Here is a 13,943-nt window from a genome sequence, read left to right as displayed (position 1 = left end):
AATAGTGAAACAACTTAATGTTACTGTTGGACTCATGTTTAACCTTGTTGGAGGAGTATTGTGGGGCGATGTATTTGCCTCAGACAAGTCAAATATGAACGTTATAGAAATTCCCGAAGTAATGCATGATCTTTCTCTGCCCTTAAGAGAAATGGCATTAGTTACGTCTAATGTTCCATCTGTTGCTAGAGAAATACCTTTGTTTACAGCGCCGCCCAAATTGAAAACCCCATATCGCTTTGGAGAAGATAAAGCATTGCAAAAATTATCAGGCCTTCCGCTTGAAACAACTACTATGCTGAATTTTTTGGGTTTAGGAGTAGGTTTCCCGGGGTTCTCACCCGCGTTTAGTCCCCCAGATCCCAATGCCGCGGTAGGTTTAACCCAGATAGTTGAATGGGTTAATGTTAATTTTGCTGTTTTTAATAAACAAACAGGGCAACTAATCGCAGGTCCGTTCCCTGGAAATTCTTTATGGCAAGGATTTGGAGGACCTTGTGAGGCAGATAATGACGGTGATCCTATTGTAGTCTATGATCAAATAGCTAATCGCTGGGTAATGACCCAATTTGCAGTAACCACAGCGCCGTTTATGCAATGCGTGGCCGTTTCTACCACTTCTGATGCAACCGGTACCTACAATCGCTATGCGTTTGATTTTGGTACTAATTTTAATGATTACGGTAAGCTTGGTATTTGGCCTGATGCTTATTACATGAGTTTTGTCATGTTCCCTAGTGGTGCACCAGATCTTGTAGGCGCAATTCCGACGGCAGGTGGTCCAGCAGCATGTGCTCTTGACCGAACAAATATGTTGCAAGGATTGTCCGCAAGACCGATGCAATGCTTCCAACCAGTTCCAGCTGCAGGTAATTTCCTTCCCTCTAATTTGGATGGACAGACGTTGCCCCCCGCAGGATCTCCGAACTATTTTGTTGGTCTTAACCAGGATGCTCAAGGTAATACGTTTCCAAACAGTATTGCCCTTTGGAAATTTCATGTGGATTGGCAAACGCCTGCAAACAGCAGTTTTAATGGACCAACTGCACTTGCAGTCCAGCCCTTTAATCCTATTGTATGTAATGATCCAAATGCAGATTGCATTCCCCAACCTGGCACAAATGATAAGCTTGAAGTCCTATCAGACCGAATGTTGTATCGCTTGGCTTACCGTAATTTTGGTCGCTATCAATCCATGGTGGTAAATCATAATGTTCAGGTAGGTAATCAGGCTTCAGGGACGCGTTGGTATGAAATTCGGGTGAATAACCAGGGAACTCCAGCTATCTTCCAGCAAGGTACTTATATGCAGCCTAGTGATAATAATATCAGTCGTTGGATGGGTAGTATTGCCATGGACAAACGCGGAGATATCGCTATGGGTTATAGCATTTCAGGTATTGGAATGTTTCCATCCATACGTTATACCGGAAGACTAGTGACAGATCCTCTTAACATGATGCGTGTAGAAAACACTGTTGTCTATGGTGCAGGATCTCAACTTATTGGAAGTTTAGACAGAAATCGTTGGGGTGATTACAGCAGTATGGCGATTGATCCGGTAGACGACTGCACATTTTGGTATACAACCCAATATACGCCAGTCACAGGTCCTCAACCAAACTGGAGTACTCGTATTGTTGCCTTTAAATTTCCACAATGTAGATAGGTATTAGGTTACTTTTGGCTCTACACCAAATGAGGCGGCACTTTAATCAAATTAGTCTAAACTAAATCATTGATTTAGCGATCAAAAGGAGATTGAAGTGCCTAGATATAATCTTATCTTAAATTTACCTGATTTCACTATAGAAAAAACAAGGCTATCGGTCGCTGGCTCCAGATGATCTTCCCTCGATTTCCAAGACACATTGTTTCCAGTAGCGAGGAGTTATGATGAGCAACAACAACTACACAAGAATTTAAAATAAAAGCAATAGAGCTCATTGAGCAAGGCCATAAGTCAGTAAGACAGGAGTTGCTAAAAACAAGCTATATAGCTGGCGTAAGCAGTTACATAAGAAATAAGAGAACGCGTTATGTACCTGAACAAAATATGATTGTACAAAATTATGACGAGATCGTTGAGAGTCTGCCCCCATAGATCTCGCACGACTGAGTTTGTTTACCAGCGTATTGCAGTGGATAATTCCGTTTCCAGGTTTTCAGCAGATACATTAAATGTTTTAGCTAAGATATTGATTGTTGAGATGTCTAATTTTTTCTCATCAATCATTTCAGCATTAATCAAATTAGAAATTTTTATTTTTTCAGCCTTAATACTTGGAATTAGAGCAGCTTTTGTGGGCATAATTACAGATGCATCAAGGTTATGTGTAGAAGGAATATGATCCCTATTTTGCGCAGCCTTAAAGAATGTTGGCGAGCTTGCGTTTGTATAGAGCCCAGAAGGAGTTCCAGATGCAGATGAGTAAGGGTGATAAAGGGTGGTGATATAAATATTCTTTATCTTGTTAGGCGCATTAGTTTCTGAAGGGGCAAGGGGAGGCAAACGTTTCTTCCGTGGTTTATACACTGGCTCAGCATCGCCTAGCGTCCTGGTAGTTTTATCAAATTCCAAGTGAAATTGGTTCTTCATCACGGAGGGATCATTCTCTAAATTTGCTGATGGCCTAGTCAATTTAAAGGTGAATTGATATTTAGTCATTGAATTATCAGCATTTTTTGAATACTGCTTTTGATTAATATTTTTGGGCATGTTACACCTTGTTAAAGGACAATGATGCTCATTATGTAGTTTTAATTCAATGTGTAATTGGTGCTAGGGCCGGAATCGAACATTGATATAGCTTATTGATTATATAAAACTAAAATAGTATGGACTCGAATCTTACTCAAAATCTCGCCCAAATTAGGGTATGATAACAGAATCGAAGCGTTGCGAAAAGATGGGAAATATTAAAGAGACTTGATTTAAATTATCTATAGCTTGTAGATTAAATTTATAATTCTAATTTCTTAACTGTAAAAATCGTTTCCATTTGTAATACGTCCGGTATGTCATAGTGAGCTTTTTAAATTATTCCTTTTTCTATAGCTTTTTTATAAGTGAACAGGACAATATAATAAAGATTTATCACGAGCTCCTTCAGGATATTGAGCAAATTATTCATCTCTACGCCAATCAATTACATGAATAGATTGATTATTATCCATACAAATTCCAACAAATACATTATTACTTTAAACTCTATTTTACTGTGTTAGCAAATAGTTCGAGAACCATTTTTATTTGGAGTCTTAAGAGGATTTAAAAACATTAAAAGTCTGATCATTTAAAATCTTGGTTCCCGTCCCTTCCGCTATATGCTGCGTTTGTTCATCGAGTTAACCGATTGCATGACGCTTTTCGTCAGCTCATTGCCAATTTACAAGCAACCCAAGTCACGGAAGAGGATGATGATCTGTATTTAATGGACTCGTTTCCTATTATGCTGGCTCAGCATAACCATGCTTACACCGCTAAGATAGCGCGAAAAATTGCCGGGCTTGTTCGATCATCTGCGGGCTTACTCTTCTCCCATATCTTTGGTAAATTTGCCACCGCTATGTTGCTAAGAGCCTATCCACTAGCCGACTTTTGATTCACATATATATTTTACTTTAGTTTATCTAAATCAATCAACAGACACGGAGTATCCACTCCTTCCAATTTTATTAATGTTGCATTCATAATTTTAAAACCCATCCATTACCCGTAACTGTTACGGGTAGAGAAAAAATAATTTATCGTTATAATGACGCCAGGATATTATTAAATTCAACCTATGTGAAAATGGAAGTTCAAATGATTAGCGACCACATGAAATCTTTTTTTGATCAAATGCCAGGTGTCTGCGGTTGCAAGGATCTGGATTCTGTATTCATGCATGCTAATCAAGATTACGTTGATATCATAGGATTAAACCATAAAGAAGATATTATCGGTCGAACTGACTTTGATATGCCTTGTGATACCATCAATGCTGCGTCTATGTTCAGAGAACAGGATAAAAGAGTTATCCACTCATTACAAAAAATGCGAATTCTAGATATACATCCATTTGCCGGACAGATTTGGAAGGCATATATATTCACAAAAACCCCACTCATGGACGGTGATCAATGTATTGGTACTATTTTTCATGGGGCAGACATTACCAATGCAGCCTCTCTAGAAATAGGTTCTTTACTTGCAAGAACAAAAATCGAAGGAGTTAATAACAATCTCATTGGGCAAGACAGCTATATGCTGAGTCAAAGCTTTAATGACATTAAATTAACTGACCGCCAATCAGAAGTGCTTTTTTATTTGCTAAGAGGAAAAACTGCTAAACAGATAGGCCAATATCTTAATATCTCTGCTAGAACCGTTCATGAATATATGGAGCAATTAAGGTATAAATTTAATGCGCAAAATAAGCATGAATTAATTGATGTAGCCATTTCTTATGGTTTTTTAAATACAGTCCCCGAAAGTATATTTAGAACGCAATTGTCTGTTGAATTAAAAGATAATTAATGTTCTCCATCATTTTTGAAATGGAATTAAGGAGTACCAACCAATGTCAAAAAAAGGAAAATCAACAAATATTAATCGAACGCTCCTCCTCTATCTGGTCTTTCCCACCCCCAATGGCAGACTTCATTTAGGACATATAGGCGGCCCCTATCTCAAACTTGACGTCATAAAACGATATAACCAACAAATTGGAAATAAAGCCTATATTTATGGTGGAACAGATAGTTATGATAGTTATGTATTACTAAAAGCGCTCGATGAAAATAAGAAGCCTGAGGAAATTTGCGAATATTATCATCAATGTATTAAACAAGATCTTCTAAAAATGAACATTGCTCTAGATGACTTTGTAAATCCCCTTCATGAAAAAGAGCTCTTCTCTAAGATAGCTAAAAAAATACATGATCGCATTATTCCTTTCACTATATCTGAACAAGAATCATACCCTTTCACTAAAGAAAGAGGTTTTTTACCTCCTAGTTTTATTACCGGGAATTGTCCTAATTGTGAACAAAAAATTCATAGCTTTATTTGTGAACATTGCGGCTTATATTTTAAACCAGAACAAGCAAAAAATTTATCCTGCAAAACAAGCGATAATATGATTGAGCTTAAAAAAATTCACTCGATGTTTTTACCAATACAAACACATGAGCTAACAAAACAAATATCTTCTAAAACAAATTCCAAAGTACTTTTAGACAAAGTTGCCACGCTCTGCTCACAAACAGATACATCAAGACTGTCTATTCCAATTTCCTGGGGGGTAGAAACAGGGCAGAAAAATTCGGTATTTTATACTTATGGTAATTTTTTTCACTATTTATATACTCTTGGTGAAAAATTCAAAGAGCAACATCAATTAGAAAAAAACCCTTTGGATGAACTCCATACTGATAAACCAGGTTACGTAGAAACCGTTGCAAGTTTTGGTTTTGATAATATTATGTCATTTATGATTAATACACTTAACTATGCTATAACCATCAAATCTCCAGGTCTTACTCATTACCTTCCCAGCTATTTTTTAACCTTAGATGGTGAAAAATTCTCTACGAGCAGAAAGCATGCTATATGGGTAGACAGCTTAGCAAATGAAGTTTCAATCGATATTCTTCGATTCTATTTATTAAAGATCAACGTAGATAACATCTTCAATGACTTTAAAACGAATGAGTTTATTAACTTTCATAATCAAGTGGCAACACGATTAACAAAGGTATTGGGTAATCAGGCAATTAAGGTTAGATCAGGTTTAAATTCCCTGCAAATTAAAGCACGCTATGACGAGTTAATTGAACAATCCTATGCTATCACCATGCCTGAAAATTACTCAGCTACGCAGATATATCATAATCTCACTTTATTCCTCGCTCAGGACCCCAAAGATTCGGTAGCTCATACACTTTGGCTAAAGTGTTTTGCTGTTCTCTTTTATCCTGTGATGCCAGAGTTATCGGGAAAAATATGGTCGGGATTAGGTTTTCATGGATTTCCAAACCCTAACGAATCTCTTCAGGCAGAAGGATATCTTCCTTTAGATATATCAATTCCGCTAATTTCTATTGAGCATTTAAAATAAAAGGATGTTGTCATGATGTACTGTGATGTATTTGGTGTTGGCGCCGGCCCCGCCAATTTAAGTTTGGCTGCTTTGTTAGAGAAAACCCCAGATATTAAAGCATATTTTTGCGATAAAAAGATAAAATACCATTGGCACCCAGGAATGCTTATACCAGGTACTAAATTACAAGTATCTTATCTTAAAGATTTAGTAACGCTTGTGGATCCGACTAACAAATATTCCTTTATTAATTATCTTCATCAGTCAGGAAAACTTTATCAATTTATAACGGCAGATTTTAAAGAAACCAGCCGTTTGGAATTTTCCCAATATTTAGAATGGGTATTTAACGACCTTAGATCAGTACGTGAAGATGAGACAATTCTAGATATTTCTCTAATCCAAGACGAACTTGCTATCACAACAACAAAAGAAACCTATCAAACAAAGAAATTAGTACTTGGAAGTGGATTAGTGCCTTATATTCCAGATTATTGTAAAGATTTTGTGAATGATGAAGTTTTTCATAGTGCAGAATATCTTCATAAAAAAACCGATCTGAGCAATAAGAAAGTTACAATTATAGGAGGAGGTCAAAGTGGGGCAGAAATTTTGCTTGACTCTTTATCTAAAACTAATGGACTTCCATTAAAAATATATTGGATATCCAAAGAGCAAAATTTTGATGCGATTGATGACTCCGCATTTGCAAATGAATTATTTCTTCCCTCATACATCAAATATTTTTATCAATTACCACCGCATCTCAAATCATCCCTCTTAGAAAAACAGCGTTTAGCTAGTGATGGGATTTCAAATCATACTATTGATAATATTTATCAAAAATTATATGAACTAGAATTTATTTATAAAAAAATAGGCTAATAACCTTACTGCCAAGCCATAAATTAACTAAGATGTCATATGATAATAAATACCAGTTAGAGGTAATTGATAGAGAAACAGGCCTTTTAAAAAAGATCACCTCCGATATTGTTATTTTTTGTACTGGCTATACCCATATACTCCCATCTTTTTTAAATTCGCTCAAAGAAAAAATTCATTTTGATAGCGAAAACAACATGCTGATTGATGAAAATTATAAACTCTCATGGGATGGTATGGATACTTGTAGCATATATATTCAAAATGGTGCTCGTCATTCCCATGGTATAGCAGATCCTAATTTAAGTCTCCTTGCTTATCGTAGTGCTGTAATTGCGAATGATATTGCTGGCTACCCTCTGTATTCACAGATTGATGGAACAAGTTTAGTTAATTGGGGCTCTAAATGATTAGAAAACAATACGATCTTGCAATTATTGGGGGTGGCATTATTGGACTGATGACTGCTTTAGTATCAAAAATAACCTGTCCTCATTTACATATCGCCATTATTGAGCAATCGAGCCTGGCAACGGGGGCAAGTCTTTATTCTGCTGGCTTAAGTGCTCCCATATCGAAAGGAATCTTTACTGCAGAATTAATTAAGCGCAGTAAAAACGTTATTTCCGATCTATCCAAACACCTAAATTTAGGATTAACTTTTACACCATGCTTACATCTAATTAATGAAGAAAATGTATTAAATTTTAAAGAAAATTATCTGGGAAATACTTTGGAGGAAATTTCCCCATCCAAAATCAAAAATTTATCTTTAGACAAACTAACAATTCCTCGTGATAAACAATGCTTTATGAGCAATAATGATGTTCACTATGCATCAATAACACAACTCATTGCTCGCATAAGTTATTTTTTAAAGGATCAGCAGGTTAGTATTTACGAGGCATCGTTAGTAGAAGAAATTGAAGCGCAAGATGGTTTCTGCCATATAAAATGTACTCATGGTTTACTGATTAAAGCGACCCAGCTAGTGATAGCAACAGGCCCTTGGTTGACTTATAAAATAAAAACCAATTTTTCTGAAGAAATGAAAGCCGCCCCCTCTTTTGTTAAAAAAATAATTGCTTTTCATTTAAATCAAAAACCAACTGAGCATAATTCTGTCATTATGATGCATGATGACGACTCTTTTCTCCTTCCTTTACCTTATAGCTATCAATGGCTATTTAGCCTCAACTCTCAGGAAATGGTAGACAATCCTCAACAAAGTCACACTATATCCAAAGATGAACTGAGCTTGGGTACTCATATATTAGAGCAATACGGCTTAGATTTTACGGCCTTATTTTCTGGAGGGAGAGTATTTTGCGACTCTTATTCAAAAAACAGAGAGGTTAATATTCAAAAAATAGCTCCTAATATTGTGAATATTTCTGGCGCATCAGGATCTGGATATAGACTAAGTTATGGCATTGCTCAGAAAGCCATGGAATTAATTGGATTAGGTTCATAATGAAAATTCTTAACAACTATACTTTAGAAGAAGCCCATCTTTTTGTCGCTAGCATTGCCGTACCATTTTTCTCATCTGATCTCAGCCTTACTGTTGCTCAAGAAACAGATACACAAAATCATCATGAACAAGAGATTTGGTTTATTAAATCTGGAACCGGAATTATTAAATCAGGAAGTTACACACAAACTGTTGTAACCGGGGATCTGATATTCCTAGAATCTTTTGAGCACCACAGCATTTTAAATATAGGAAATAGTGAGCTATCGTTTGTTGCTTTTTGGTATGCTGATTGGCTCAAAATAAATGAGGATATATTTCATTTTAATGCGAAGCAAATAGTGCCATCTCATACCCCCCCTTTGGTTGTTATGCATGATGAAAAACCTGGAGAAATCAGCCAATTATTTCTAGCTCTTTCCAAAGCACTAACAATCCCTTTTGTTAATTACGCCATTTCCAATCCCAGAAATTACGATATTAATAAGCTCCTTTTGGAGCTTAAACAGCACGGTCAAATCTTTAGCAAAGAAATCAGCTACCCTTATGACGAACAAACACAAAAATTTATTATTCTTGAGGAATTGAGTGGAAAATGCCAAGAATGCGATGCCCTTATTCAAACCATTGCTTGCCATTTTTGTGGCCACTTTCATAGAGAATTTCAATTGTTGGAGCCACGAAATAAAACGACTGGCTCATTTTTAACAACGCGACCTCTTCATATTTTATATTTAGAAATTGATAAATCTTTCCTAAAACAAATCGAATTATTATATACTCAAGCTGACGATTACAGCTCCAAAGAACGTATCCTACTTCATAAGTATAACAATGATACTCTAGATTTCCCTCTGACTTGTTTCGCCCAATCAGGACAATCAATTAACATTAGCATGGGGCTACTACCGCATCAAGGGCCCTTAAAAATCATTCCAGAAATATATCACTGTTTTACTGCAGCACTTTTTTACAACGAAAAATCAGAAGAAAACAAAGGGGTCATATTTATAGGATTATCACAGTTTTATGTTTACGCCATAATTTTTCAAAAAATTGTATTGCACTACCAGCCAAGTTCCTCTCTGTTCAAAGTCAGGTTAGATACACCATATCCTTTTAGGAATGTTTTTGTTGATAATAAAGAATTTAGCTTTTTGCTAACTCATTTGCATCAGTTAAACGAACAGCTACAAGCTTACTCTTTTATTGTTCCCGAGCCAGGACAATGGATAAATAAGGATATTTTATTTATTCAAGATGTACAAATGGCCATTAAGCGATTTTTTTATTTTGCAAATATAGACAACTTTAATGCCATTGAACTTTGCCTTATTAGAAAAAAACTCATGTTTGAGATATCAGAATACTTCACCTATCTGAAACAGATAGATGCCCAAATAAATAAACGACATCATCGTACCGCACTTACTCTATACATTTATGCTATTCAGTGGTTGTTGTGGTTTGCAAATATTTTTCTTGACAATCATCTGAACTTAGATAATTTTGATTATCGCAAAAATTTTGACTTGAACTACGGAAAAAAATTAAACCCTTTCAACTTAATACACCAACTATCCCAGATACTGACTCTGAACGAGGAAAAATAATGACTGATAAATATTTGTTATTCACCAATATCCGCAGCGTTATAGACGAGCAACATGCTATTTATGATGCTGTTAAAGTCTGCGGCTATAAAGTTATTATGTTAGCAGCAAGCATTCCTGAACACCTAAAAGATTTAACCGCTGTTTATAAATATAATGATAACAAAAATGAAGCTGAATCCATCCAAAATGCCTTAGACCTAGCAAACAAATATACCATTGACGCCGTTTTTTCTTGGACAGATACTGATGTTGTTTTATGCAGTAAAATTGCAAAAGCCATCAATATCCCTTCTATAGATACAGATGCTGCCTATCGAGCACGCAATAAATATGAAATGCGCAAAACTATTTTTAATCATAATCCAGCTTTAGTGCCTTCTTTTGCTGAAGTCAGTTCCTTCAAAGATATAGAAAATAATATTTCTAATATTGGTTTTCCAGCCGTTTTAAAACCTATCTCTGCTTCAGGCTCTAAAGGGATTTTTATAATCAATACACTTGAAGAGGCTTTCCAAGCTTTTAAAACTTTAACCACGCTATTGGGTGATACCGAAGAGGGTTGGTTTTATAATCGCTATGGAAATAAATTTATATTGGAAACCTTTATTTCTGGGCAAGAATTCAGTGTTGAAGGGGTTGTTTTGAATAATGATATATTTATTGCCGGGATTACCGACAAGCTAACAACAGATGATTGGCATTTAGAATACAGACATATTTTTCCGGCCAATTATCCTAAAGAGGTTTGTACTGCTATAGAAGACGCTAGCAAAGAAGTTATTCACGCACTAGGGATTAATAATTGCCCCTTTCATCTTGAAGGAAAATGGGCAGATAGTGGATTCAAACTAATTGAAATTGCGGCGCGCATTGGAGGCGATTTAATTCATACTCATCTCATTGAGAATAGCCTAAACTTTAACTGGTTGATCTTTGTAATAAGATCTCTTACAGAAAAAAAATTTCCTCTAATACCCAAAAAAGCAATTCCAAAATACTCAGGTATTCAATTTATTTTAGCCCATGATTCACAGCCTTTTTATGGTCTGAATTATAAAGATACACCAGATACTCCCCCTGGACTAATAAAAATCGAAGAACTTGTAGCGCGTGGTACAAAAATCCTAATGCCACCCGAAGACTTTGCTATGCAAAGACTCGGTTATATTTTAGCAGAAGAACATGATTTCGCATCACTAGAACAATTACTCACATCAATTACTACAGAGTTAACTGTATGAGAATGATTTCAGGCAGTCATGAAAACCAAGCGAGGCTCTTTTTTATCTTGGAGATAATAAATTGCCTTTGTTATTTTGCTCCTTTATCTTTTATTGCTATTTTTTTATATGACATTAAACATCTAGGTAAAGTTGAGGTAGGGTTAGTTATGCTACTTGGGATCTGGGCATCTCGCTTTTCGAGAATTTTACTTGCTCCCCTCATTGATAAAATTAGAGTCAATCTTTTAGTTTCCGGTTTGCAATTATTAGGAGCTATAGGATATTTATTAATAACAGATAGCGATCCTCACGTATTTATATCTATTTTTTTGATTAGCATCTGCTATGGTAACAATTCAATGTTAATTAGAGTGCTCATTAATCAAATAAATAGCCCTGCTTCCCTAAATAAGCGCTTTGCCATTTTGCATGTTGCAACCAATATTGCAGCGATGTTTGGGCCTTTATTATTTAATATGATAGCACTATATAGTAATATTACGTACGCCTTGAAAGCAACAGCCTTAACTTTAGTTTTCTCTTCAGTTTATTCTTATTTGAGCTTATCAAATTCTAACATCCCTAAACAAGAAAGCTATTTTAAAAATATCAAATTGTTATTAACTCACAACGAACTTTTAAAAGTATATTCACTCATCATCATCGCCTATTTTTTCTACGCTCAAATCTTTTCCTTAGCCCCCATATTGATGGCAAATACTTATGGGCTAAAATCATATATTTGGGTAATTGGCTTTTCCAATAGCCTTGTCGCTGTATTATTTTCAATCAAAATCAATGTTTTTTTTCATAAAAGAATGTCTATTTATGCTCAACTAACCTCTGGTTTTATCTTCGCAATCCTAGGATTCTCTGTACTTATATATCTAAATAATCCACTGGGGATAATTGGGGGGGTTATCTTAATTTCATTAGCTGAAATTGCATTTATTCCCGGATTTCAAGTTATTTTAAGCCAAAAAACACTACCGGATCAAAAAGTTGCTATCTTCGCAATTAATGCCTTATGCATGGGAATAGGGGAAGGTATTGGGCAATATTATGGGGTGTTAACAGGTTTAGGGCAGATTAACTCTTATAGTGTAGCAATCATATACTGCATACTCATTTTAGGAATTTACCTATCACTAACCCTCAAACAAAGTAACTCCTTGACTACCAACAATAGGAAAGCAGTGAAGTTGCTCAGAAAAAGTTAAGGTGATTTGTAATGCTCAATGATTTAAAGCAAAGCCCATTTAAAGCATTGGCTTCTCTAGGTAAGACACTAACCTCATGGAAAGATGAAGTAGCTAGAATGTGGCGATTTACTAAATCAAATGGAATAACTGAAGGCTTTCATCGAAAGATGAAACTCACACAAAGAAGCGCTTATGGATTTAGGAATTTTGAAAATTATAGAGGCGTGTTAAGGTGCTCTGCGGGTGATTGACGCGGCCCCTTAAATGGGAAAGAACCGTTAAAATTCGCCTGATTACCTGTGCTGTAACTCATTGATTATATTTTATTAAAATAATATGGACTCGAAGTTTACCCAAAATCTTACCCAACTTGGCATATGATAGCTGATTTGAACTAATACGAAAAGATGTGAATAGAATTATCATTGTTATTCTGAAAAACAAAGATATCATCTATCCTTAAAATACATCTGCACTTATTTAAGGATAAAATAATGTGGAATAACCTTATGTCTGGTCTTATAGGTGCTGTAATTGCAGTAATTTTTACATATTGTTTGCAGGAATATTCAAAAAGAAAAGAATATCAACGAAATGTTAATAGATTGCTCCTCGCAGTTAAAACTGAAATTACCACTCTTCAGGAAAGATTTTATGATTCTGTTGTGATAAACGAAAATGGCCCATATTTGTCATATTATTTAATAAGCAACCATCCAAAAACATTTATAACAACTCCCGATATGCGTTAAACTCAAATTGAATAGGGTCAAGCAATTTATTTTCATTGTAATGCCAGATAAATTTTCTAATACGACCAATCAATTGCTCAATACAAGTAAATCCATTCGCACCATATATTTTCCTCTTCAACCACTTCCAAAATAGCTCAATTGGATTATATTCAGGTGGTATGGCGGTAAAAAAAATAACTCCACCCACTCGTGTTTTTTTACAAATTTTGAAACCTTTTTGCTGCGATGAATAGAACCATTATCAATAATCATCACTATCTTTTTGTTGGGTTTATTTAGCTTTATGTAATTGATGTAGAAATTGAATAAATATCTTGGAATTTCCTCTTTCAGCCTGTTTCCAATAAAAAGCTTGTGAACTTAAGCTCAGAGCACCAAATAATGTTTTACTTTCTCTTTTTTTGCTTCGTACACGACAATTTTTCATACTGCATAACCAAGAGGCGTAGAACCTGGCTTCTCTAACCTAATTCTATTAAGGCATTCCCCAAAAAGTGTTTTTTTGTAGAATAAATTCATTAAGATATCAACAATGAAATCCAAGCCATATCGGAATAAGCTAATAGCGAGCCTACGATGTGTTTTGATAAGAATCGGTTTTACTTCATGGCACCATTCGCCCATTTTATGACACCAGCAGAAGGCAATCGCTAATAAAGCCATCAATTTATTCACGCGATCAGGCGCAGTTATATGAGTGTC

Annotated in this window: 13 protein-coding genes and 2 pseudogenes; 12 read left to right on the top strand and 3 right to left on the bottom strand. The window is 35.4% G+C overall.

Annotation, left to right across the window (positions count from 1 at the left end; all coding sequences use genetic code 11):
- Nucleotides 1-4 precede the first annotated feature (4 nt).
- Nucleotides 5-1,669: a hypothetical protein gene (locus tag LDG_RS07470; RefSeq protein WP_006870644.1), complete on the top strand. Its 1,665-nt coding sequence runs from the start codon at nt 5-7 to the stop codon at nt 1,667-1,669.
- Nucleotides 1,670-2,125: 456 nt separating this feature from the next.
- Here the strand turns inward: LDG_RS07470 and LDG_RS07465 are convergent, their stop codons facing one another.
- A complete protein-coding gene (locus tag LDG_RS07465; protein ID WP_148263534.1) occupies nt 2,126-2,581 on the bottom strand; it encodes a hypothetical protein in 456 nt (151 codons plus the stop codon).
- A 775-nt stretch (nt 2,582-3,356) separates the two neighbouring features.
- On the opposite strand from LDG_RS07465, the gene LDG_RS07460 reads away from it, so the two are divergent.
- From LDG_RS07460 to LDG_RS07410, 11 genes and pseudogenes are all read left to right on the top strand, one after another.
- Complete coding sequence (locus LDG_RS07460) at nt 3,357-3,605, top strand: hypothetical protein (RefSeq protein ID WP_006870641.1); 249 nt, start codon at nt 3,357-3,359, stop codon at nt 3,603-3,605.
- Nucleotides 3,606-3,823: 218 nt separating this feature from the next.
- Nucleotides 3,824-4,522: a helix-turn-helix transcriptional regulator gene (locus LDG_RS07455; RefSeq protein ID WP_040534927.1), complete on the top strand. Its 699-nt coding sequence runs from the start codon at nt 3,824-3,826 to the stop codon at nt 4,520-4,522.
- Between the two features lie 43 nt (nt 4,523-4,565).
- Nucleotides 4,566-6,104 carry a class I tRNA ligase family protein gene (locus tag LDG_RS07450; RefSeq protein WP_006870639.1) on the top strand — a complete coding sequence of 513 codons (1,539 nt, stop codon included), beginning with the start codon at nt 4,566-4,568 and terminating at the stop codon, nt 6,102-6,104.
- 12 nt (nt 6,105-6,116) lie between these two features.
- Nucleotides 6,117-6,971, top strand: coding sequence for a SidA/IucD/PvdA family monooxygenase (locus LDG_RS07445; protein WP_050805531.1), 855 nt, complete (start codon nt 6,117-6,119; stop codon nt 6,969-6,971).
- Nucleotides 6,972-7,003: 32 nt separating this feature from the next.
- Nucleotides 7,004-7,381, top strand: coding sequence for a hypothetical protein (locus LDG_RS07440; RefSeq protein WP_006870636.1), 378 nt, complete (start codon nt 7,004-7,006; stop codon nt 7,379-7,381).
- Nucleotides 7,378-8,445 (top strand): FAD-dependent oxidoreductase, encoded by a 1,068-nt coding sequence (locus LDG_RS07435; protein WP_006870635.1) that lies wholly within the window; start codon nt 7,378-7,380, stop codon nt 8,443-8,445. Before LDG_RS07440 ends, LDG_RS07435 begins: the two co-directional genes overlap by 4 nt.
- A complete protein-coding gene (locus tag LDG_RS07430) occupies nt 8,445-10,058 on the top strand; it encodes a class I tRNA ligase family protein (RefSeq protein WP_006870634.1) in 1,614 nt (537 codons plus the stop codon). Before LDG_RS07435 ends, LDG_RS07430 begins: the two co-directional genes overlap by 1 nt.
- Entirely contained in the window at nt 10,058-11,302 is a 1,245-nt protein-coding gene (locus LDG_RS07425; protein ID WP_006870633.1) for an ATP-grasp domain-containing protein, read from the top strand. Before LDG_RS07430 ends, LDG_RS07425 begins: the two co-directional genes overlap by 1 nt.
- Nucleotides 11,299-12,504: an MFS transporter gene (locus LDG_RS07420; RefSeq protein ID WP_006870632.1), complete on the top strand. Its 1,206-nt coding sequence runs from the start codon at nt 11,299-11,301 to the stop codon at nt 12,502-12,504. Before LDG_RS07425 ends, LDG_RS07420 begins: the two co-directional genes overlap by 4 nt.
- Nucleotides 12,505-12,527: 23 nt before the next feature.
- A pseudogene (locus LDG_RS07415) lies at nt 12,528-12,733 on the top strand (transposase); the annotation flags it as partial.
- 247 nt (nt 12,734-12,980) lie between these two features.
- On the top strand, nt 12,981-13,238 hold the full coding sequence (locus tag LDG_RS07410; RefSeq protein ID WP_006870630.1) for a hypothetical protein: 258 nt from the start codon (nt 12,981-12,983) through the stop codon (nt 13,236-13,238).
- 117 nt (nt 13,239-13,355) lie between these two features.
- Here the strand turns inward: LDG_RS07410 and LDG_RS20695 are convergent, their stop codons facing one another.
- Nucleotides 13,356-13,562 carry a transposase gene (locus LDG_RS20695; RefSeq protein ID WP_407635270.1) on the bottom strand — a complete coding sequence of 69 codons (207 nt, stop codon included), beginning with the start codon at nt 13,560-13,562 and terminating at the stop codon, nt 13,356-13,358.
- 102 nt (nt 13,563-13,664) lie between these two features.
- Nucleotides 13,665-13,943, bottom strand: a pseudogene (locus LDG_RS20175) (hypothetical protein); the annotation flags it as partial.

Source organism: Legionella drancourtii LLAP12 (assembly GCF_000162755.2).
Taxonomy (GTDB): domain Bacteria; phylum Pseudomonadota; class Gammaproteobacteria; order Legionellales; family Legionellaceae; genus Legionella; species Legionella drancourtii.
Note: the sequence above shows the minus strand (reverse complement) of the source record. Positions and strands in the feature narration are given on the sequence as shown.